This is a genomic window from Lentilactobacillus kisonensis DSM 19906 = JCM 15041 (assembly GCF_001434135.1).
GTDB lineage: Bacteria > Bacillota > Bacilli > Lactobacillales > Lactobacillaceae > Lentilactobacillus > Lentilactobacillus kisonensis.
Genome location: NZ_AZEB01000001.1, coordinates 35,600 through 56,898 on the forward strand (window position 1 = coordinate 35,600; position 21,299 = coordinate 56,898).

19 protein-coding genes are annotated in these 21,299 nt (G+C 41.7%); 15 read left to right on the plus strand and 4 right to left on the minus strand.

Going from position 1 to position 21,299, the window contains the following annotated elements:
• Nucleotides 1–59: 59 nt before the first annotated feature.
• The 7 genes from truB (at nucleotide 60) to lepA (ending at nucleotide 8,983) form a co-directional block, all read left to right on the plus strand.
• Complete coding sequence (truB, locus tag FC98_RS00200; protein ID WP_008857901.1) at nucleotides 60–965, plus strand: tRNA pseudouridine(55) synthase TruB; 906 nt, start codon at nucleotides 60–62, stop codon at nucleotides 963–965.
• 18 nt (nucleotides 966–983) lie between these two features.
• Nucleotides 984–1,940, plus strand: a complete 957-nt coding sequence (ribF, locus tag FC98_RS00205) for a riboflavin biosynthesis protein RibF (RefSeq protein WP_008857900.1) — start codon at nucleotides 984–986, stop codon at nucleotides 1,938–1,940.
• 125 nt (nucleotides 1,941–2,065) lie between these two features.
• Nucleotides 2,066–3,112, plus strand: coding sequence for a heat-inducible transcriptional repressor HrcA (gene hrcA / locus FC98_RS00210; protein ID WP_040471933.1), 1,047 nt, complete (start codon nucleotides 2,066–2,068; stop codon nucleotides 3,110–3,112).
• Between the two features lie 33 nt (nucleotides 3,113–3,145).
• A complete protein-coding gene (gene grpE, locus FC98_RS00215) occupies nucleotides 3,146–3,751 on the plus strand; it encodes a nucleotide exchange factor GrpE (RefSeq protein ID WP_008857898.1) in 606 nt (201 codons plus the stop codon).
• 26 nt (nucleotides 3,752–3,777) lie between these two features.
• The gene (dnaK, locus tag FC98_RS00220; RefSeq protein WP_056948974.1) at nucleotides 3,778–5,649 is read left to right on the plus strand and encodes a molecular chaperone DnaK; all 1,872 of its coding nucleotides are present in this window, start codon (nucleotides 3,778–3,780) and stop codon (nucleotides 5,647–5,649) included.
• A 110-nt stretch (nucleotides 5,650–5,759) separates the two neighbouring features.
• On the plus strand, nucleotides 5,760–6,905 hold the full coding sequence (gene dnaJ / locus FC98_RS00225; RefSeq protein WP_008857896.1) for a molecular chaperone DnaJ: 1,146 nt from the start codon (nucleotides 5,760–5,762) through the stop codon (nucleotides 6,903–6,905).
• Nucleotides 6,906–7,144: 239 nt separating this feature from the next.
• Nucleotides 7,145–8,983 carry a translation elongation factor 4 gene (lepA, locus tag FC98_RS00230; protein ID WP_040471915.1) on the plus strand — a complete coding sequence of 613 codons (1,839 nt, stop codon included), beginning with the start codon at nucleotides 7,145–7,147 and terminating at the stop codon, nucleotides 8,981–8,983.
• 200 nt (nucleotides 8,984–9,183) lie between these two features.
• Here the strand turns inward: lepA and FC98_RS00235 are convergent, their stop codons facing one another.
• Both FC98_RS00235 and FC98_RS00240 read right to left on the minus strand, forming a co-directional pair.
• Nucleotides 9,184–9,609: a hypothetical protein gene (locus FC98_RS00235; protein WP_008857893.1), complete on the minus strand. Its 426-nt coding sequence runs from the start codon at nucleotides 9,607–9,609 to the stop codon at nucleotides 9,184–9,186.
• A 211-nt stretch (nucleotides 9,610–9,820) separates the two neighbouring features.
• Nucleotides 9,821–10,222 carry a hypothetical protein gene (locus FC98_RS00240; RefSeq protein WP_056948976.1) on the minus strand — a complete coding sequence of 134 codons (402 nt, stop codon included), beginning with the start codon at nucleotides 10,220–10,222 and terminating at the stop codon, nucleotides 9,821–9,823.
• Between the two features lie 173 nt (nucleotides 10,223–10,395).
• Here FC98_RS00240 and FC98_RS00245 point away from each other — a divergent pair, with 173 nt between their 5' ends.
• The 6 genes from FC98_RS00245 to FC98_RS00270 all read left to right on the plus strand — a co-directional run bounded on the left by FC98_RS00245 (nucleotide 10,396) and on the right by FC98_RS00270 (nucleotide 16,086).
• A complete protein-coding gene (locus FC98_RS00245) occupies nucleotides 10,396–10,740 on the plus strand; it encodes a hypothetical protein (protein ID WP_008857891.1) in 345 nt (114 codons plus the stop codon).
• Between the two features lie 39 nt (nucleotides 10,741–10,779).
• Complete coding sequence (gene prmA, locus FC98_RS00250) at nucleotides 10,780–11,739, plus strand: 50S ribosomal protein L11 methyltransferase (RefSeq protein ID WP_008857890.1); 960 nt, start codon at nucleotides 10,780–10,782, stop codon at nucleotides 11,737–11,739.
• A 1-nt stretch (nucleotide 11,740) separates the two neighbouring features.
• Nucleotides 11,741–12,484 (plus strand): 16S rRNA (uracil(1498)-N(3))-methyltransferase, encoded by a 744-nt coding sequence (locus FC98_RS00255; RefSeq protein ID WP_040471913.1) that lies wholly within the window; start codon nucleotides 11,741–11,743, stop codon nucleotides 12,482–12,484.
• A gap of 142 nt (nucleotides 12,485–12,626) precedes the next feature.
• Entirely contained in the window at nucleotides 12,627–14,798 is a 2,172-nt protein-coding gene (locus tag FC98_RS00260) for a RelA/SpoT family protein (RefSeq protein ID WP_191981989.1), read from the plus strand.
• Between the two features lie 15 nt (nucleotides 14,799–14,813).
• Nucleotides 14,814–15,260 (plus strand): D-aminoacyl-tRNA deacylase, encoded by a 447-nt coding sequence (gene dtd, locus FC98_RS00265; protein ID WP_008857887.1) that lies wholly within the window; start codon nucleotides 14,814–14,816, stop codon nucleotides 15,258–15,260.
• Nucleotides 15,261–15,444: 184 nt separating this feature from the next.
• Complete coding sequence (locus tag FC98_RS00270; RefSeq protein WP_008857886.1) at nucleotides 15,445–16,086, plus strand: HAD-IA family hydrolase; 642 nt, start codon at nucleotides 15,445–15,447, stop codon at nucleotides 16,084–16,086.
• On the opposite strand, the gene FC98_RS00275 is transcribed toward FC98_RS00270, so the two are convergent.
• Both FC98_RS00275 and FC98_RS00280 read right to left on the minus strand, forming a co-directional pair.
• Nucleotides 16,083–16,925 carry a fructosamine kinase family protein gene (locus tag FC98_RS00275; protein WP_054654218.1) on the minus strand — a complete coding sequence of 281 codons (843 nt, stop codon included), beginning with the start codon at nucleotides 16,923–16,925 and terminating at the stop codon, nucleotides 16,083–16,085. The two genes, FC98_RS00270 and FC98_RS00275, sit on opposite strands and share 4 nt — an antisense overlap.
• Before the next feature lie 12 nt (nucleotides 16,926–16,937).
• The gene (locus FC98_RS00280) at nucleotides 16,938–17,783 is read right to left on the minus strand and encodes an N-acetylmuramoyl-L-alanine amidase family protein (RefSeq protein WP_008857884.1); all 846 of its coding nucleotides are present in this window, start codon (nucleotides 17,781–17,783) and stop codon (nucleotides 16,938–16,940) included.
• A 370-nt stretch (nucleotides 17,784–18,153) separates the two neighbouring features.
• Between FC98_RS00280 and hisS the strand changes: the two genes are divergently transcribed.
• Entirely contained in the window at nucleotides 18,154–19,461 is a 1,308-nt protein-coding gene (gene hisS, locus FC98_RS00285) for a histidine--tRNA ligase (RefSeq protein WP_056948980.1), read from the plus strand.
• Between the two features lie 2 nt (nucleotides 19,462–19,463).
• The gene (gene aspS / locus FC98_RS00290) at nucleotides 19,464–21,251 is read left to right on the plus strand and encodes an aspartate--tRNA ligase (RefSeq protein ID WP_056948982.1); all 1,788 of its coding nucleotides are present in this window, start codon (nucleotides 19,464–19,466) and stop codon (nucleotides 21,249–21,251) included.
• Nucleotides 21,252–21,299 lie beyond the last annotated feature (48 nt).

A 21,299-nucleotide genomic window follows, 5' to 3' on the forward strand; every position in this document is an offset into this window, starting at 1 on the left:
CTTTTTTCGGTTTACTTTTGTGATATACTTTTATTACATGATTTTTTAGGAGAGTTTGAATGGATGGCGTAATTGCTTTATACAAGAAACGTGGAATGACAAGCCACGAGTGTGTGAGTGCCCTTCGGAAAATTTTACACACCAAAAAAGTGGGACACACAGGTACTTTGGATCCAAATGTTGACGGGGTGCTACCAATTTGTATTGGTCAAGCAACTAAAATTAGTGAGTTGATGATGCAATCTGGTAAAGTCTACCGGGGTGCAATTACTTTGGGGCGGGCTTATGATACTGAGGATTTAGATGGTCAGTTAATTGCGCATACGCCAATTGAAACCCCACTCACTTCGACCGAAATTGATGCGTTATTATCCAAATTGACGGGGGATATCATGCAGGTGCCGCCAATGTACTCAGCCGTCAAAGTCAATGGTCATAAGTTGTATGAGTATGCCCGCAAAGGGATGACGATTGAAAGGGCTGCCCGACCAATTCACATTGATTACTTTAAACAGATTAAACCGGCGCAATATGATCAGATAGAGCAGACGCAGACAATCTTTTTTGAGGTTGCCTGTTCAAAAGGAACCTATGTTAGAACATTAGCCGTGGACTTTGGTAAGCTGATTGAAATACCATCAGTTATGAGCGACTTAACTCGGATTAAAAGTGGTGGTTTTGATATTACACAGTGTGTGACGTTAGAAGAAGTACAGGCGGCTGCTGACAATGATGAACTAAACACCGTTTTTCGGCCGTTAAAACAAGCCCTGCAAGCTTATCCTAGTTATTCACTTGATGAAAGCCGCTGGCAAATCGTGTCTCACGGTGGTTTTTTAGATCAGTCAATTAATCCGAATCATGCGCCAATTGTGCGTCTTGAGTATGTTGGGGCTGTGAAAGCCCTGTATCAATTTGATTCAGACGTCTCTCAATATCGGCCGTATAAAATGTTTATAGCTTGAGTAAAGGGGTGATTAAAGATGAAAATAGCTAAGCTCCATTATCCCTTGGATGACTCGTTTCATGTTGATGGCAAGACGGTCGTTGCAATGGGGCTATTTGATGGGTTTCATAAGGGTCATCAGGAAGTTCTGAAACGGGCAAAGGATGAGGCTGCTAAAAGTGGGGCAACGTTTGCCGTGCTGACTTATGATCATCATCCGGCGTTGGTGTATAAAAAAATGTCCGGTCATGAGAAACGCTACCTCACACTACTAGATTATAAGATGAAATTATTTGAAGCCTTTGGCGTTGATCAAGTTTTTTTGGTTAATTACTCATATGCCTTTCAAAGTCAGAGTCCCCAGGCATTTATCACGAACTTCATTGAACGGTTTAATGCATTGGCGGTTGTTGCCGGTTTTGACCATACATATGGGGATAAACAAACGGCGACAATGGCGAATCTACCGAAATATGCAGATGGTCAATTTAAAGTCATTACCGTCCCACCCGTTGATGATGATGGAAAGAAGATTAGTTCTACCAGAATTCGAATTGAGCTTGACTCTGGAAATGTTGATGAGGTCAATCAATTGTTGGGGAGACCGTTTCAAACTGAAGGCGTTATTGTTCACGGTGAGGAACGTGGTCGTTTATTAGGATATCCAACTGCCAATGTCGAACATTCAGAATACCAATGGCTGCCAAGAATCGGTATTTACGTTGTGACTGTGACGATTGCCGGGAAGAAATATTTAGGGATGGCGTCAATTGGTAAGAATGTCACCTTTTCCGATATTCATCCGATGACTGTCGAAATTAATTTACTTGATTTTAACCAAAATATTTATGGTGAAGTTATTAAAGTTGATTGGTTACACTATCTCCGTGATGAAGTTAAGTTCCAAACACCAGAGCAGTTAATTGATCAGCTCGCTGACGATGCCAACAATACGCGTCAATATTTACAAACACATCCAACTATTTTAGATTAGCACCATTAGCACTCAAAACAAATTGTTGCTAAAAACATGCCGTAATTCCTTGACTATTGTGGAGTGGTTTGTTAAATTATAAATGTGCCTTAGCACTCGAATATATTGAGTGCTAAAAAGAGGTGATTCTGGTGCTAACGGATAGGCAAAAAAGTATTCTTCAAATAATCATTCGTGATTATACAAGAACAGGAATGCCAGTTGGTTCCAAGGCATTGGCTTCAGAGTTTCCAACCCATGTGAGTTCTGCAACGGTTAGAAACGATATGGCTGCACTTGAATCAAAGGGCTTAATTACTAAGACGCACTTTTCGTCAGGGCGGGTACCATCAATTGAAGGTTATCGCTATTACGTGGATAATTTAGTTGAACCGGATCCACTGGATGACAGTGCGGAAGATTTGATCAAAAGTTCTTTCAACAGTGAATTCAATCGAATTGATGAGATTATTCAAGAATCTGCGAAGGTTCTGTCCGATCTAACCAGTTATATGGCGTTAACGTTTAATCCAGAATCTGGAGATAACGTTACTTTGGGTGGTTTTAGGCTTGTTAAGTTAGATGATCGGCAAGTAATGGCAATCATCGTTACCAATACGGGTCATGTCGTTAATAAGATTTTTAGGCTCGCAAACGTTTCTTCTGAACAATTAGAAACGATCGTCAATATTATTAATACTGAATTGGTAGGCAAGCCGCTTAAGCAAGTTCTTGATAAGCTTAAATTTGATATCCCAATGCTCATGACCAAGTACATTCAGACTCCTGAAGGATTTTTGAAAATATTTGGTGAGATGCTTAATGAAGCGGGTCGTGATAAGGTTCATGTTGACGGTGAATTAAATCTATTACGGTTTGTTGAACGTCAAGATGTTGATCGGCTAAAGCCACTGTATAACTTACTTGGAACTGAGGATACGGTTCAAAAGATTATCAATACCAAGTCTAATGATGTTCAAGTACGAATCGGTGGTGAACTTCGGAATGACTTGTTGAAGGATTATAGTATTATCACGGGAACTTATGATTTGAACGAATATGGTCATGGTGTCATTGCAGTTATTGGGCCGACAAGGATGCCGTACTCAAAAGTTATTGGCATCGTTGGGGCTTTACGGGAAGAATTGACTAAGAAGCTGTTAGGCTATTACGATGATGACCAGGACTCGTAATGTTCACAAATTACAACCTAAGGAGGCGATTGTTTGGCAGATAATAAGGAAGATTCCACGAATAAGAATCAAGATCAGCCGGAAAAGCAATCGGCAGTGAAGCCTAATGATCAAGCGAATAAGACAGACCAAAAATCGGCTAAAGCTGCCCCTGCTGATAAACATACTGAAGAAATAACGAAGCTTAAAAAGACGGTCGTTGAACTTCAAAAAAAGTTTGACGATATGGAAAATCGGTACCTTCGGGCTGAGGCGGATATGAAAAATATTCAAAATCATGCCAAAAAAGAGCAAGCCGATTTAATCAAGTATGATGGGCAACAATTGGCCCATGATATTTTGCCCATTGTTGATAATCTACAGCGTGCCCTTGAAGTTGAAGCTACTGACGATAATAGTAAGCAACTTAAGAAGGGTGTTTCCATGGTTTATGAGCATCTCAATAAGGCACTCAAAGACAATGGCATTGAGATTGTCGATGCTTTGAACAAACCATTTGATCCGAAATTCGAACAGGCTATCCAAACTGCTGCGGCGGATGATGATCATCCGGCTGAAACTGTTGTTCAGGTTTTGCAGGATGGCTATCGTTTGAAGGATCGGGTTTTACGACCAGCGATGGTTGTTGTAGCAAAATAAATCTTTAAAGAAAAAGAGGATTATTTATGGCAAGTAATAAAATTATTGGTATTGATTTAGGGACCACGAACTCAGCCGTTGCTGTACTTGAAGGTAACGAGCCAAAGATCATTGCAAACCCTGAAGGGGCAAGAACAACACCGTCCGTTGTCGCATTTAAAGATGGCAAACCACAGGTTGGTGAAGTAGCTAAGCGCCAAGAGATTACTAACCCTAACACTGTTCGTTCAATTAAGAGTCATATGGGTGAACAGGGTTATACCGTTGACATCGAAGGCAAAAAATACACACCACAACAAATTTCTGCAATGATTTTACAGTACATTAAGGATTTTGCTGAGAACTATTTGGGTGATAAAGTGACGGATGCTGTCATTACCGTTCCTGCATACTTTAATGATGCTCAGCGTCAAGCTACTAAGGATGCTGGTAAGATCGCTGGCTTGAATGTTAAGCGAATTATCAACGAACCAACGGCGGCAGCTTTAGCATATGGTCTTGATAAACAAGATAAAGATGAAAAAATTTTGGTTTATGATTTAGGTGGTGGAACGTTTGATGTTTCCATCCTTGAATTGGGTGATGGTGTCTTCCAAGTACTTTCAACCAATGGTGATACCCATCTTGGTGGTGACGACTTTGACCAACGAGTTATTGGTTGGTTAGTTGACAACTTCAAGAAGGAAAATGGGGTTGATTTATCAAAAGACAAAATGGCTCTTCAACGTCTGAAGGATGCTGCTGAAAAAGCTAAGAAGGACTTATCAGGTGTGACTGAGTCTGAAATTAGCTTGCCATTTATTTCTGCTGGCGATAACGGGCCACTACATTTACAAACGACCCTTACTAGAGCTAAATTTAACGAATTGACTTCTGATTTAGTTGCTAAGACCAAAGTACCGTTTGATAACGCTTTGAAGGATGCTGGCTTACAAACTTCTGATATTGACCAAGTGATCCTAAATGGTGGTTCAACTCGGATTCCAGCCGTTCAAGAAGCAGTTAAGTCATGGACTGGCAAGGAATCTAACCACTCAATTAACCCTGATGAAGCGGTTGCTTTAGGAGCTGCTGTCCAAGGTGGTGTGATCACTGGTGATGTTAAGGATGTTGTCCTACTTGATGTAACGCCACTTTCACTTGGTATTGAAACAATGGGTGGTGTCTTTACTAAGTTAATTGACCGTAACACGACTATTCCTACTAGTAAGTCACAAGTGTTCTCAACTGCGGCTGATAATCAACCTGCCGTAGATATCCACGTTCTCCAAGGTGAACGACCGATGGCTGCTGACGATAAGACACTTGGTCAATTCCAGTTGACTGACATTCCAGCTGCTCCTAGAGGGGTTCCTCAAATTGAAGTTACCTTTGATATTGACAAGAACGGAATTGTTAACGTTTCTGCTAAGGATAAGGGAACTGGTAAGGAACAAAAGATCACCATCAAAGATTCGTCAGGCCTTTCAGATGACGAAATCAAGAAGATGATGAAGGAAGCTAAGGAAAATGAAGACGCAGATAAGCAACGTAAGGAATCTGCTGATCTCAATAACGAAGTTGACCAACTGCTCTTCCAGACTGACAAGACCCTTAAGGAAGTTAAGGGAAAGGTTTCTGATGACGAAATCAAGAAGGCTGAGGATGCTCGTGATGCCCTCAAGAAAGCCAAGGAAGATAATAACGTTGACGATATGAAGGCTAAAAAGGATGATCTTAATAAGATTGTTCAAGACCTTGCCGTTAAATTGTATCAACAACAAGCACCAAAAGACGGTGATGCCAAAGGAGCCCAACAAGGATCTCAAGAAGGCACATCTGATAATAAAGACGATGGTAAAGGCGGCGACGGAACTGTCGACGGCGACTTCCATGAAGTGCACGATGATAAAAAATAATCTTTAAGATTGTTATTTAAGCAAGAAGTCAAGGCCAGCCGGCTTTGGCTTTTTGTTAAAATATGGTATTCTATCAAGGATAAAGAATTGATTGAAGATGGGAGTTTCTAATGGCAAGTAAAGATTATTATGATATCCTCGGAGTCTCAAAAGACGCCAGTGACGATGAAATCAAACACGCCTATCGTAAGTTGTCTAAAAAGTGGCATCCTGATATCAACAAGGCTCCTGATGCTGAGGAGAAATTTAAGGAAATCAACGAAGCGTATGAAACACTAAGTGATCCCCAAAAGCGGGCAAACTATGATCAATACGGTTCAGCTGATGGTGCTGGTGCTGGATTTGGTGGCGGTGCTGGTGGATTTAGCAACTTTGATGGTGGCGGCGGTTTTGGCTTTGATGATATATTTAGCCAGTTCTTTGGTGGCGGCCAACGAAACGCTGATCCATCTGCGCCACGGCAAGGACGCGATTTACAGTACCAAATGACGTTGGATTTTGAAGAGGCCATTTTTGGTAAAAAGACGGTTATTAAGTATAACCGCGAAGCTCAATGTAAGACTTGTGGCGGTACTGGTGCTAAGCCAGGGACTTCGCCAGTTACTTGTTCACGATGTGGCGGCCGTGGTTATGTTACCACTGAAACCAACACACCGCTTGGCAGAATGCAGTCAAGACAGACTTGTCCTGTTTGTCACGGAACTGGTAAAGAAATCAAGGAAAAGTGTCCAACCTGTGATGGTCGTGGCCGAGTTGACGAACGTCATGAATTAGAAGTGAACGTTCCCGCTGGAATTGACGATGGTCAGCAGATGAGACTTCAAGGCCAAGGTGAAGCCGGTGAAAACGGTGGCCCTTATGGTGACTTGTACATTGTCTTTAAGGTTAAACCAAGCAAGGACTTTACCCGTGATGGGTCAACTATTTACGTTGATGAAAGAATTAGTTTTGCTCGTGCAGCTTTAGGTGGGAAAATTCAGGTAAAGACTGTCCACGGAGACGTTGAACTGAAGATTCCTGCTGGAACTCAGACTGGCACAACCTTTAGACTTAAAGGGAAAGGTGCTCCTAGATTGCGCGGTAACGGTACTGGTGACGAACGAGTGACGGTGACCGTAACGACCCCTAAGAGCTTAAATAAGGATCAGAAAGTTGCAATGGAAGCATTTGCTAAGGCTAGTGGTGAAAGTCTGGATGGCAAAGGCGGCGGTCATTTTTTTGACAAAATGAAAGATGCGTTTGACACCAAAAAATAAATGCTTTTTTGATTATCAATACGATAAATAATAATTGGGAGATTGGTGAATACCAGTCTCTCAATTATTTTAGCTAACCATCAATTTCGGCGAGGTGGAATAAACTGCTTAAACCAAAGATGGCGCTGCTTAGGATAGCTCACCACTAGTTTTTAGAGAACTTGCTAGTTGGCCTGCTTTCATTTACACTGAAATGGTTGGTATAATGAGATTTAATAAGAATGAAAGTGAGATACAACATGGATTTACAAAAAATGAAGGATCATCAAAAATATATTCGCAATTTTTCCATCGTTGCTCACATCGACCATGGGAAATCGACGCTGGCAGATCGAATTCTCGAAATGACTGATACGGTTGCCAAACGGGACATGAAGGACCAGCTTTTGGACAATATGGACCTTGAGCGTGAGCGGGGAATTACCATCAAACTTAACGCCGTTGAATTGACATATCATGCTAAAGACGGGCATGACTACGAGTTTCATCTGATTGATACCCCTGGCCACGTGGATTTTTCATATGAGGTTTCTCGAAGCTTAGCTGCTTGTGAGGGTGCCGTGCTTGTTGTTGATGCTGCCCAAGGGGTTGAAGCGCAGACACTGGCTAACGTTTACTTGGCAATTGATGATAATTTGGAAATTGTTCCGGTTATCAATAAAATTGATTTACCATCTGCCGAGCCGGAAAAGGTCCGCACCGAAATTGAAAATGTAATCGGGATCGATGCTTCTGACGCAGTACTGGCAAGTGCTAAGAAGGGCATTGGCATTGAAGATCTACTTGAACAGATTGTTCACAAAATTCCTGCCCCAGATGGTGATGTTAATGCGCCTTTAAAGGCATTGGTCTTTGATTCGGTTTATGATGATTATCGCGGTGTTGTGTTAAGTGTCCGGCTATTTGAAGGCACTGTTCAACCTGGTGATAAAATTCGGATGATGAATAGCGGCAGTGAGTATGAAGTAACCGAGGTTGGGGTTAATTCCCCTAAGCCGGTAAAACGAGATTACCTAATGTCTGGGGACGTTGGTTATATCACTGCTAGCATCAAAGACATTACCCAAACTCGAGTTGGTGATACGGTTACGAATGCGGACGACCCGGCTGAAGAGGCGCTGCCTGGTTATCGGGTGATGAACCCAATGGTATACGCTGGTCTTTATCCAACTGATAACGCCAAGTTTGATGATTTGCGTGAAGCTTTGGAGAAGTTGAAACTGAATGATGCCGCTTTGGAATTTGAACCCGAAGTTTCAAAAGCATTAGGATTTGGATTTCGTTGTGGCTTTTTGGGACTTTTACACATGGATGTTGTTCAGGAGCGGCTCGAACGGGAATTTAACCTTGAGCTAATTACAACGGCCCCATCGGTTACCTATGAGGTTGATATGACGGATGGTGAACAGAAGGAAGTTGAAAATCCTTCAGAAATGCCTGAAGTTTCCGCGATTAAACAAATTTCTGAACCATACGTCAAAGCAACCATTATGGTGCCAAATGACTATGTCGGCCCCGTCATGGAACTTTGTCAACGACGCCGTGGCGAATTTGATACAATGGAATACCTTGATGAATACCGGGTAAATGTCATTTATCATATGCCGCTGTCAGAAATTATCTTTGATTTCTTTGACAAATTAAAATCTAGTACAAAAGGCTATGCTTCCCTTGATTACGATCTGGAGGATTATAAGCCAAGTGATTTAGTAAAGATTGATATTTTGCTAAACGGTGAGCAAGTTGATGCGTTAAGCTTTATTTCGCATAGACAATTTGCTGCAACGAGGGCACGGGATATTGTTGGTAAGCTTAAAAACATTATTCCCCGGCAAAATTTTGAAATTCCAGTCCAGGCTGCAATTGGGGCGAAGATCATTGCCCGAACGAACATCAAGGCTTATCGAAAGGACGTTACCGCTAAGCTGTATGGTGGTGACCGAACCCGGCGAATGAAGTTATTGGAGAAGCAAAAGGCTGGTAAGAAACGAATGAAGGCTGTTGGGAAAGTTGAAATTCCACAGGAGGCCTTCATGGCAGTTTTGCAGACTGACGAAGAGGAAAAGGGCGACAAATAGGCGTTATCCTTGCAGAATGTCGACCATCATTTCAGTAAGTTCCCACCATTTTCCGACTAAAACACTCAAAAAATGATTGCGATTCTGGAGATGACCAATTGGTGAACTCAACATTTGAATAAATAGCAAAATGATGCTTATCCCATTGGTTTGAGGTAAGCATCATTTTTTGGGGTCAAAGTCAAATAGCCATTTAATCATTAGGCCATTGGCTTTTTATCTAATTTATGATGATAAAGTTTATCTAGTTTATCGATTTCCGATTGATCATCAAGGACATCATTGAAAAGCTGTTCAATAACTGCGGCCATTGCGGGCTCATCTGTAGGGGCATCAACTTCTTCGACCCGTTCCTGTTCAGATTCGTATAATTCTTGCAAAATATTAATAAGACGGTGGCGAAAGTGGGAAAGTTGCCCGTTTATTAAATTGGTTGTAGGTGGCACCAAGTGATAGTCGTAATATTGTTCAAGCTTTTCGACGGTTTGCAGTGACAAGTTGTTAACGGAGCGCTTGTTATTTCGCAACCTGATAATAATTGAGGAATTAACACCGGTCAGTTGTTGAATTTGATAGGCGCTATCCTTGCTATTAATGATACTTTGAATTTTATCCTTAATCGTCATATTGTTTACCCGGAATTAGTCTTTATTTTGGCAATCAATATTACCAAGTTAACTGACGCATTACCAACTTCCTATTCACCATCAGTATATGTCAGGTGTCATATAGAGTCAAACTGATAGACTTTTAAGTTAGGTCATCATTTGCTTAAAAATGCTAGATGCGGTCAGCTAGTAGGACTCAAGTGAGTGACAAATTAGATAACAAGTCACGTTAACCAATTCGCAGTTCAGTAATTAATTTAGTATCAATTAATTTCTTATCAGCATTAGTCTTTTGAATTACCCGGTTCAACTGATTATTATTAATAATATAATTATCAAGGTTATCAAAGAACTCTTTGGTTGGAACCTGAAGTAAATTACGGTCGTGAGATTGTTCAAAACTGACTTTATCGAGTACAAGGCCCTCTGGAAGTGCCGAGAAAATATTTGTAATTGCCCGAAGCGCTACTTCGCCGTTTTTCAAAATTGTGTAGTCCAAGTAATGGCGGTTAAAGCATTGATGCCCTTCAAAAATGGTGTCACTAGAATGGGCTTCTAAGACGGCTCGATAGCGAATTTCGATCGTATCTGGCCGGATTTTATTAATAAAACGAATGCGAAATAATTCCATGAACTTCCAACTCCTTTTCTTCCATCATATGATAGATAGATTAGTTAACGCAAGCGAGATTGACAACAAAATGTTTGCGTTTTCGATCACATTCAATTATTATATATATTAATTCGTTTTTTATTCGATTTGAGTTCCTTTAAAAAAACTAATAAGTGGGGAGGTGTCTATCATTGTTAAGTAGAACAAAACAATATCTTAGAAAAAATGGCTATTTTTATAAAAAAGAATATATTCGCCCCTTACTTACGCCAGATAATATTTATATTTTCCGTTTTGGTCGGGATCGTCTGGACAATCGGTTGATCATTCGATATAGCCACAAATGGACTGGCAGGCAGCGAATCAATGAGATTGATTTGCGCCTTCATAAGCAAAAACACCCCCGGATTTTTGAAAATGAGTCTGAGTTACTTCAGTACCTCGAAGGACATCTTCTAAAGCACGAGGCTAAAGTACGCGCTCGTGAAGATAAGGATAGTAAACAGCATCAAGTACCTGATGGGGCATCCAAGTAGGATGCTCTTTTTGTATTCAATCGACAAAGGAGATTAGCAATGGACTGGACAGAGGTATCAATTATTACGAGCAGCGAGGCCGTTGAGGCGGTTTCAAACATTCTAATGACTTACGGGGCATCAGGGGTTTCAATTGAGGATGCCAAAGATTTCGAAAAATTGACTGCCGGTAAATATGGGAACCATGGCGAAATTGTCGATCCCACCAGTTTGGTTCATATTGCTAATGGGGCGGTTGTTTCCGCGTACTATCCAAATAGTAAAAATATTCAAGCACAAGTTTCAGAAATAACTGATCAGGTAAAAAAGCTCGCATCTTTTGGCCTTAATCCTGGGCCAGCCGAGGTTCAACTGAGCGCGGTCGAAGATAAAAACTGGCGGACTGCTTGGGAAAAGTATTATCATCCAGTTTCTATCACCAGAACGTTAACGGTTGTTCCCAGTTGGGAGGACTACCAACCCAAAAACAAGTTGGAAAAGATCATTCGGCTTGATCCGGGAATGGCCTTTGGGACTGGAACACATCCAACGACCCAGTTGTCACTTCAAACGCTGGAAGTCGTGATGCGTGGTGGTGAAGCGGTTTTGGATGTCGGAACTGGTTCAGGGGTATTAAGTATCGCTGCTAAGCTGATGGGAGCAGCCGCTGTTCATGCCTTTGATGTAGATGAAATTGCGGTACAGTCGGCCAGAAAAAATATTGACTTAAACCCTGTTGCAAAGGACGTTCGAATTTCTGCAAACGATTTATTAAAGGGAATCCATGAGCATGTTGACATCGTTGTTGCTAATATCTTGGCTGAAATCATCGTTCCCCTTGTTCCCCAGGCATTCGATAACTTGAAGGCGGGGGGATACTTCTTGACCTCAGGAATAATTAAGGATAAGTATGAGTTGGTCGAGCAAGCAATGGTTGATGGCGGTTTTAAAGTGCTTGAGTCCATGAAAATGAAGGATTGGTTTGCCATTATTGCCCAGAAACCAAAGGATGAGGATTAATATGCAACATTATTTTTCAAATGAGCTGTTAAAAGCCGGTGATCATCTTGAGTTGCCCAAGGAAGTTAGTCATCATTTAAGCCGCGTTTTACGGGCAGAGGTGGGTGACGACATTGAACTAGTTTCCGTGGATCATGTGGTCTATGAAGCTCGAATTAATGAAATTGTCGACCAAAAAGTTTCTGTCATCATTGTTAACAAACTGTCAGTTAACGTTGAACTGCCAATTGCTGCTACAATTGTGAGCGGTCTATCCAAAAGGAACAAGCCCGAATTAATTGTTCAAAAGGCAACTGAACTTGGGGCGTCGCAAGTTATCTTCGTTCCTATGGATTGGTCAATCGTTAAGTGGGATCAAAAGAGTGCTAAGAAAATAAAACGACTAAATGAAGTTGCGTTAAGCGCAGCCGAACAGTCACATCGAAATGTTATCCCTAGGGTAAGGTATTTGCATAACCTTGCAGATTTAGTAACCGAAGACTTTGATGCCAAAATCGTTGCTTATGAAGAGTCAGCTAAATCTGGTGAGGAAGCTAACCTTGTCAAAAAAATTGGCAGCCTTCAATCTGGTGCTTCAGTTGTTGCGGTCTTTGGTCCAGAGGGCGGGGTTTCGCCCGCAGAAATTCAGATGCTAGTTCAAAATGGGTATACCACCGCTGGACTGGGCCCACGGATTATGCGCACAGAAACGGCTCCTCTGTACTTTCTATCGGCATGCTCAGTCCTCACAGAATTAACAAGGTAGCTGAATAAACCTGAAAATAATGCTAAAATATTAGTAATCACATTCACGAACCCGTCTAACGGGGAGATTGAGAGAAGAGTTGATAAGATTGGCAACTAAAGTATGGACAGCAGACGATGTCATCAAAAAAGTATCAGAATACATGAACGATGAACACGTCAAACAAGTTAAGAAAGCATACGAGTTTGCTCGGATTGCCCATCAGGATCAAAAAAGACAGTCGGGAGAACCTTACATCACCCACCCAATCCAAGTTGCCGGGATTCTAGCAGACCTTCATATGGATCCTGAGACGGTTTCCGCTGGTTTCTTGCATGACGTGGTTGAAGATACCGGAGCAGTTCTTGGCGACATTAGAGAGCTGTTTGGTGACGATGTTGCCTTAATTGTCGATGGTGTTACTAAGCTCTCTAAGATTAAGTACAAATCGAGCCAGGAACGATTAGCTGAAAATCATCGAAAACTATTACTCGCAATGTGTAAAGATATTCGGGTGATGATCGTCAAATTAGCGGACCGTTTGCATAACATGCGGACATTAAAATCTTTGCGGCCTGATAAGCAACGTCGGATTGCTAAAGAAACGCTGGAAATTTATGCCCCAATTGCTGATCGATTAGGGATTGGAACGATTAAATGGGAGCTTGAGGATATTTCGTTACGTTACCTGAATCCGCAACAATACTATCGAATCGTTCATTTGATGAATTCTCGTCGTGACCAGCGGGTTGATTATATAAAAAAGGCAATTAGTGAGGTCAAGAGCGCCATTTCGGATCTGGACATTAAGAGTGAAATCTACGGCAGACCTAAGCACATCTATTCTGTTTACCGCAAAATGGTAGAGAAGCACAAGCAGTTCAGCCAGATATATGACTTGCTTGCCATTAGAGTCATTGTCGGATCAATTAAGGATTGTTATGCCGTTTTAGGAGCCATTCATTCCAAATGGAAACCAATGCCAGGACGATTTAAAGACTATATTGCAATGCCCAAAGCAAACATGTATCAATCACTGCATACAACGGTTATCGGTCCAGAAGGCAAACCATTAGAGGTTCAGATTAGAACCGAAGAAATGCATCGGGTTGCTGAGTTTGGTATTGCTGCTCACTGGGCCTATAAGGAAGGCATTCGAAGTGAAGTAAAGGCTTCTCAAGATAACAACAAGCTTAATTGGTTTAAACAAATTATCGAACTTCAAGAAGATACTGATGACGCTGCTGATTTTATGGATAGCGTCAAAGGCGAACTTTTTGGGGATCATGTCTATGTCTTTACCCCCAAAGGTGATGTCTATGAGTTGCCAAAGGGGGCTGGCCCGCTCGATATGGCCTATATGATTCATACTGAAGTTGGTAACCACACAACCGGCGCGAGGGTCAATGGTAAGATTGTTCCCCTTGATCATCAGGTTAAAAATGGGGATATTGTCGATATTATTACCTCGACTGGGTCAGCGGGTCCAAGTCGTGACTGGCTCCCGCTGGTTCATACTAGACGGGCTCGCAACAAAATCAAGCAGTATTTCAGACAAGAAGACCGGACAAAAAACATTGAAGACGGGCGCTTGATTGTTACCAGAAAGCTTCGGGAAGAAGGATTTGACCCCCATATTGTGATGGCACCTGACAAATTAGAGACGACGGCAACCAACATGCATTATCAGCACGCCGAAGATTTACTTGCCGCAATTGGATTCGGCGATGTTCAACCCACTGGAGTTGTCAATCGTTTAACTGAGGATGTCCGGGCACAGCAAAAACGTGAACGACAGGATCAGGCTGAAAAGGAAGTCCTCGAAGGCCACCAAACAATCACCGAAAATAGTGAAACCACGAAAAAGAAGGCACGAAAGTCGTCGAATGGCATTGTTATTGAAGGTGTTGATAATTTACTGGTCAGGTTAAGTCACTGTTGTACACCAGTTCCAGGCGACCAAATTGTTGGTTATATTACGAAGGGCCGGGGCGTTTCCATTCATCGGGTTGATTGCCCAAATATTGTTAAGGCAGAGGAAAATGGCGAACGCTTAATTGAGGTTTCTTGGGCAAATGATCCAACTGATCGAACGACCTATGAAGCCAGTTTGTCAGTTCAGGGTTACAACCGCGCAGGCCTGCTGACGAATATTTTGACTGCTGTAAATAACGTTACCAAAACGGTCTCATCCGTTAATGGCCAAGTTGATCATAACAAAATGGCAACGATTAGTTTGCTTGTGGGTATTCGAAATTTGGAACAACTTGATCGCTTAATTAATGCACTTAGAAACGTTCACGACGTTTATTTGGTTGAGCGTAAATTCAGATAAGGAGTCATTGCTTTAATGAGAGTTGTACTACAAAAAGTTAAAGAAGCATCTGTCTCAATTGATGGGGCTGTTCACGGCAAGATTGGCAAGGGCTTTGTGTTGTTAGTCGGTGTTCAAGATTCTGACGGGATTGATGAAATCAATTACTTAGCCCATAAAATTCACAAACTTAGGGTTTTTGAAGATAAAAATGATAAATTAAATTTAGATATCGACACCGTGAATGGGGCAATTCTATCGATTTCACAGTTCACGCTGTATGCTGATACTAAAAAGGGTAACCGCCCAAGTTTCACGGGGGCAGGTGAACCAGCTCACGCCCAGAAAATCTATGAAACATTCAATGACACACTCAGGGATGCGGGACTAGAGGTCCAAACCGGTGTCTTCGGTGCGGATATGCTAGTAGACTTGCAAAATGATGGGCCGGTTACAATTATATTCGATACGGAAAACAAGTAGCGCTTATCCAGATTTGGCGTACGTTTAAGGCATCACCGATTAAAATTTAAATTTTAATCGGTGATGCCTTAAACGTTGATGTTACTTGCATAAAAAATATGTTTACGGTTAAAGTGGCCCTAGTTTTTACGAAGCCGGATATTTAAGCTACTGGGTTTGTTCGCACTAAAAAGGGAGGACACAAATGATCAACCAATTGTTTTGGGATTTTGATGGCACTTTATTTAATACGTATCCAAAGATGGTTCAGGCGTTTAAGCATGCGCTAATTGATTTAAATATTGATGAAGTCGAGATTGATGAGCACGATATTTATTTAACCATGAGACAACACGACGTTGGAACTGCAATCCGCAAAGCTGCTGCTTTTTATGGCATCGCGGAAAGCCAATTACGAAGTTTAAATAAAAAATATCAGACCGAATTAGTTTCAACGGCAGAACCATTTGCTGGTGCTCGTGAGGTACTTAACTTAGTGAATAAGCTTAAAGGCGCCAATTATTTGTTGACCCACCGTGATGACCAGGCTAAAACACTGCTTAATCAGTTCAAGTTAACCCAGTATTTCACGGATTATGTGACGTCAGATCAGAAGTTTCCTCGCAAGCCGAACCCGGAATCAATTAATTATTTAATCACTCATAACCATGTCGACAGAAAAAAAGCAATCATGATTGGCGACCGCAAGTTAGATGTTGCTGCGGGGCACAATGCAAATATTGCTTCGTGTTTGTTCGATCCTGATGGGATTATTGGTGACTCTGGTGATCCTGAAATCAGGGTCACCTCACTGCTTGATTTGATTCCCTGGTTATCTCAATCTTAATAGGGCTTCAAAATCTGATCAACCATGGGGCCATAGGTTTCCCCAAAAAGATTTAAATGGGCGAGCAAGTAATTTAACTGATACCAGCCGAGTCGTTTATCAACCCCAATTTTTAATGGATAGACTGAATTATAACCCTGATAAAATTCTTGGGAAAAGCCACCGAAGATTGTGGTCATTGCAATGTCTAGTTCTCGGTCGCCATAAAAAACGTCTGGGTCGATCAACATCGGTGTTCCATCTTCGGTAAAGAGGTAATTGCCCGCCCAGAGATCCCCATGGAGTAAGCTAGGAACAATTTCGTGATTTGAATAATATTTTTTGAATTGGTCGCATAATGATTGGAACTGAGAATTCCGCCAATCATTCCAGCGACCCTTTTTGATGGCCAAATCGACTAATGGTTTTAAACGCTGATCAAGGTAGAAGGTTACCCAATCAGATTGCCAGGTGTTATTTTTCGGTAACTTGCCCGCGGTAAAATTATGATCGAGACCAAATTGTTTGGCATGCTGCTGGTGAACTTTGGCGACCATTTTGCCAAGGTTAATTTGACTGCCACTGCCAGTATCGATCCACTTAAGGATAAGAAAACCATCTGAACCAATTTCCCCAGTTGCTACGACGGTTGGTGTATTGGCGACTTCGCCTAATAAATGTAATCCTTCAACTTCATGGGCGAAGAATGCTTGCCCCCGCTTAGGCTGGACTTTCATAAAATAACGGCCGCTTTTTGTTTCAAGCATGTATGAATCATTAATGTCTCCACCAGAAACGGGTTTGACGTTTGTGATGTCATCAATCGGCAACTGGGATAACCAAACTTTACTTAAGGTCATAAAACACGCTCCTTATTGATTATTATTTCGAAAATAGGCTGCCAACCCGGCAACCACATCGTTAGCATACTGTTCCTGATAAGCTTTACTTTGGATTAATTTGAAGTCTTTATTCGTATTAATGTAGCCACCTTCAATCAGAATCGCTGGGACGGCATTATCCCGAATTACCAAATAGTTGCCAAAGTCGATGCCCCGGTTGGCTAAGGGGAGATGAGCCATTTTGGTATCAATAGCGCTTGCTAAATCTTTGGAATCGCCATCGTGATAATAATAGCATGTGTAACCAGATGCTGTATTATCTTCATCAGATGAATCAAAATGGAAACTCACAAATGCATTTGCGGATGCGTTAATTGCAACCTTTGGGCGGGAATAAAGCGAAACGGTTTTATCGCGATCCCGAGTCATAATAACCTTGGTTCCCCTGGAACGTAACTTTTGAGCCACCAGCTTGGCAACAATTAATGTATATCGTTTCTCGGGCTGACCAGAAATCGATAAGGCACCAGTATCTGCGCCGCCATGACCAGGATCAAGCACCACCGTTGCTTCTGAGAGTCTGGTGACGTGTTTAATATCTGGATTGGTGACTAACCAAGAAGCAACCCAGCCAATCGTTTTATGATTATAAATTACTTTAATCCAGTCATTCTTTCGGCTGATAACTTGCAGTCGTTGTCCTTGCTTGACTTTGGCTTTCACAGAGTAAGTCACCGCTGGACCACTTCGGATGTTTAACTGGTTGACCTTGACAGTAACCGAATTGGAATAAAGGGCAACAAATAAAACGATAAAGGTGGCCATTATCGCAATTGTGGTGATTATCCAACTTTTATTTTCCCTGATCTTTTTCATTCAATGTCTTCCGTTCAATTAAATAATATTATTATAGTTGAAAAATTCCAAGCAATCTAGCGTGTTTCCCTTTTTTAATCTCCAATCGGTTCTTGACTTTTGGGTGCTAGTCAACTAATCTTAATTACAGTTAAATAGTCAACCGAATGAAAAGAACAGTAAGAGTAGTTACCAGCCAGAGAACATTCATTTGCTGAGAGAATGTGGGAATTGCTTTGAAGTGACACTTTTTGATGTAATGGTTAATAGTGATTGCTATTCGCGCGAGCGTTATCCTAGAGGAACTAATAAAGGTGGTACCGTGCGATTGCACCCTTGTCTTCGGACAGGGGTCTTTTTTTTCGGAAATATATGTGGGAGGCAACAATTAATGAAATATCAACGACCAAAGGGAACAGCTGATATTCTTCCAGACGATGCTAAGAAGTGGAATTACGTTGAAGAGACTGCCCGAATGCTATTTGAAGATTATCGCTATCATGAAATTCGAACACCAATGTTTGAAAATTTTGACGTTTTTTCAAGAACGTCTGGTGATACTTCGGATGTCGTAACAAAGGAAATGTATGATTTTGACGATAAGGGCGGTCGTCATATGAGTCTTCGCCCGGAAGGAACCGCTGGGGTTGTCCGCGCCTTTGTTGAAAATAAACTTTACGGCCCAGAACATCCCCGTCCGGTTAAGGTGTTTTACATGGGGTCGATGTTTCGTTACGAACGGCCACAGTCAGGCCGTCAACGGGAATTCCACCAAATTGGGGTTGAAGCTTTTGGTAGTAATGAGCCTGAATTAGACGTTGAAGTCATTGCAATGGGAATGGATTTGCTGAAACACTTTGGTCTTTCTGATTTGCGACTAGAGATTAATACCTTAGGAGATAAACAATCAAGGGATGCCTATCGTCAAGCATTAATTGATTTCTTAGAACCCCATTTTGATGAATTGAGTGATGATTCAAAGGTTCGTCTCCATAAGAATCCATTGCGGGTATTAGACAGCAAAGATAAGCGTGACAAAGAAATTGTTAAGGATGCCCCATCAATCCTGGATTATTTGAATGAAGATTCAAAGCGTCATTTTGATCGGGTTAAATCATTACTGGATGCCCTTAAAATTCCATATGTCATTGATCCAGACATGGTTCGGGGGTTAGATTATTACAGCCACACCATCTTTGAGATTATGGTTAATTCGAAATCACTTGGAGAGGGGTATACGACAATTTGTGCCGGCGGTCGTTACAATGGCTTAGTTGAGCAGCTTGGTGGTCCTGAAATGCCTGGAATCGGTTTTGGACTGGGGATGGAGCGGTTAATGCTCTTAATGGATGCCCAAGATGTCACTTTCCCCGTCCTTGATCAATTGGATGTTTACGTTGTTGGTATTGGTGAACAGACCAGCGTTGAAACCCTCCAAATTGTCCAAGCATTGCGGGCAAATGGATTTTCCGCTGATCGAGATTATCTTGACCGCAAACCAAAGGCTCAGTTCAAGACGGCCAATCGGCTGAATGCGCAGTACACAATTACCATTGGTGAAAGTGAATTGGAATCCAAAAAAGCGAACGTCAAGCAGATGACAAGTGGAAAAGAAGTAGCTGTACCGTTAGCTGACATTACGCAGGATTTTGATGACGTGATCAATAAATACTTTAATGATGATGAGGAGATTGATTAGACATGAAAAGAACCACATACGCAGGCCTGGTTGACGATAAGTTAATTGGCCAAGAAGTTGTCTTAAAGGGTTGGGTTCAAAAACGCCGTGATCTTGGTGGCTTAATCTTTATCGAATTGCGAGATCGTGAAGGCATTGTTCAGCTGGTGTTTAGCGAAGAATTTGGAAAAGATGCTCTTAGCGTGGCTGATAAGTTACGAAGTGAGTATGTTGTTGAAGCGAAGGGTAAAGTTGTTGCCAGAGATCCTAAAGAAATTAATTCCAAGATGAAGACTGGTAAAATCGAGGTCGATATCTCTGACGCCAAGATTTTAGCAACTGCTAAGACACCGCCATTTTATATTCAGGATAACATCAACGTTTCAGAGGATCTTAAGCTTAAATATCGCTACTTGGATCTTCGACGGCCAGAAATGCAGAAAAATATTTTATTAAGAAACCGGATTATTCAATCAATCCATAGTTTTTTTGACAGTGAAGATTTCATTGACATCGAAACGCCAACCCTAACAAAATCAACACCAGAAGGGGCTCGAGATTATCTGGTTCCTTCACGGGTTTATCCAGGTTCATTCTATGCGTTACCACAATCACCACAACAATTTAAACAGCTATTGATGGGGGCTGGCTTCGACAAATACTACCAAATCGCTCGTTGTTATCGGGACGAGGATTTGCGGGGTGATCGCCAACCCGAATTTACTCAGATTGACATGGAAATGTCGTTTGCTGACCAAGAAGAAATTGAAGACGTTACTGAGGGTTTCATTGCCAAGGTCATGAAAGACGCCATGGGGATCGATGTAAAATTACCATTCAAGCGAATGGATTGGGATGAATCCATGGCCCGGTTTGGGACTGATCAACCTGACGTGCGCTTTGGAATGGAATTGAAAGATCTTTCAGACATTATGAAAGATGTTGACTTCAAGGTGTTCTCAGGAGCCGTTAAGGATGGCGGTCAAGTTAAGGCAATTGCCGTTCCTGGCGGTGCAGACAAGTATTCTAGGAAGGACTTAGACCAATTTGCCAACTACGTGGAAAGATTTGGGGCTAAGGGCCTTGCTTGGCTAAAAGTCACTGATGATGGGTTTAATGGTCCAATTGCTAAATTCTTCAAAGATGCTGATTTACGCCAAAAGATTTTGGATAAGGCAGAAGCTAAGCCTGGTGACTTGTTATTGTTTGCGGCTGACAACAGTCGGGTAGTTGCCAATACGCTAGCATACCTACGGGTTGAAATTGCTAAAGAACAAAATATGATTGATGACTCTAAATTTGCCTTTTTGTGGATTGTTAACTGGCCATTATTCGAATGGGATGTTGATTTGAAGCGTTACGTTGCAGCTCATCATCCATTTACGATGCCAAATGAAAATGATGTTCATTATCTCATGAATGAGGGTGAAGATCCCCATAAAGCATATGCTCAAAGTTATGATATTATTCTTAACGGACTCGAACTTGGTGGTGGTTCCATTCGTATTCACACCAGGGCCCTTCAGGAAAAAATGTTTGAAGCACTTGGATTTACTAAGGAAAGTGCCGAAGCACAATTTGGTTACTTCCTAAATGCTTTAGATTACGGATTCCCGCCTCATGGTGGTTTAGCAATTGGGTTGGATCGATTTGTCAGGTTGCTTGCTGATCGTGAAAACATCCGTGATGTTATTGCGTTCCCTAAGAACTCTAAAGCCGTTGAGCCACTAACTAGCGCCCCACAACCGGTTGCCAATAAACAGTTGGAAGACTTGGGCTTGTTTGTAGCTGACCAAGATTCTAAAAAATAATTTAACTTTTATGGTAAGCATATAAGTACCTCGTATCAGTCAAAATCC

Bases quoted from the DNA above. Each gene is read 5' to 3' on its own strand.
- truB (WP_008857901.1), top strand. From the start codon at position 60: ATGGATGGCGTAATTGCTTTATACAAGAAACGTGGAATGACAAGCCAC.
- ribF (WP_008857900.1), top strand. From the start codon at position 984: ATGAAAATAGCTAAGCTCCATTATCCCTTGGATGACTCGTTTCATGTT.
- dnaK (WP_056948974.1), top strand. From the start codon at position 3,778: ATGGCAAGTAATAAAATTATTGGTATTGATTTAGGGACCACGAACTCA.
- dnaJ (WP_008857896.1), top strand. From the start codon at position 5,760: ATGGCAAGTAAAGATTATTATGATATCCTCGGAGTCTCAAAAGACGCC.
- lepA (WP_040471915.1), top strand. From the start codon at position 7,145: ATGGATTTACAAAAAATGAAGGATCATCAAAAATATATTCGCAATTTT.
- FC98_RS00235 (WP_008857893.1), bottom strand. From the start codon at position 9,609: ATGACGATTAAGGATAAAATTCAAAGTATCATTAATAGCAAGGATAGC.
- FC98_RS00240 (WP_056948976.1), bottom strand. From the start codon at position 10,222: ATGGAATTATTTCGCATTCGTTTTATTAATAAAATCCGGCCAGATACG.
- prmA (WP_008857890.1), top strand. From the start codon at position 10,780: ATGGACTGGACAGAGGTATCAATTATTACGAGCAGCGAGGCCGTTGAG.
- FC98_RS00255 (WP_040471913.1), top strand. From the start codon at position 11,741: ATGCAACATTATTTTTCAAATGAGCTGTTAAAAGCCGGTGATCATCTT.
- FC98_RS00260 (WP_191981989.1), top strand. From the start codon at position 12,627: ATGAACGATGAACACGTCAAACAAGTTAAGAAAGCATACGAGTTTGCT.
- dtd (WP_008857887.1), top strand. From the start codon at position 14,814: ATGAGAGTTGTACTACAAAAAGTTAAAGAAGCATCTGTCTCAATTGAT.
- FC98_RS00270 (WP_008857886.1), top strand. From the start codon at position 15,445: ATGATCAACCAATTGTTTTGGGATTTTGATGGCACTTTATTTAATACG.
- FC98_RS00275 (WP_054654218.1), bottom strand. From the start codon at position 16,925: ATGACCTTAAGTAAAGTTTGGTTATCCCAGTTGCCGATTGATGACATC.
- FC98_RS00280 (WP_008857884.1), bottom strand. From the start codon at position 17,783: ATGAAAAAGATCAGGGAAAATAAAAGTTGGATAATCACCACAATTGCG.
- hisS (WP_056948980.1), top strand. From the start codon at position 18,154: ATGAAATATCAACGACCAAAGGGAACAGCTGATATTCTTCCAGACGAT.
- aspS (WP_056948982.1), top strand. From the start codon at position 19,464: ATGAAAAGAACCACATACGCAGGCCTGGTTGACGATAAGTTAATTGGC.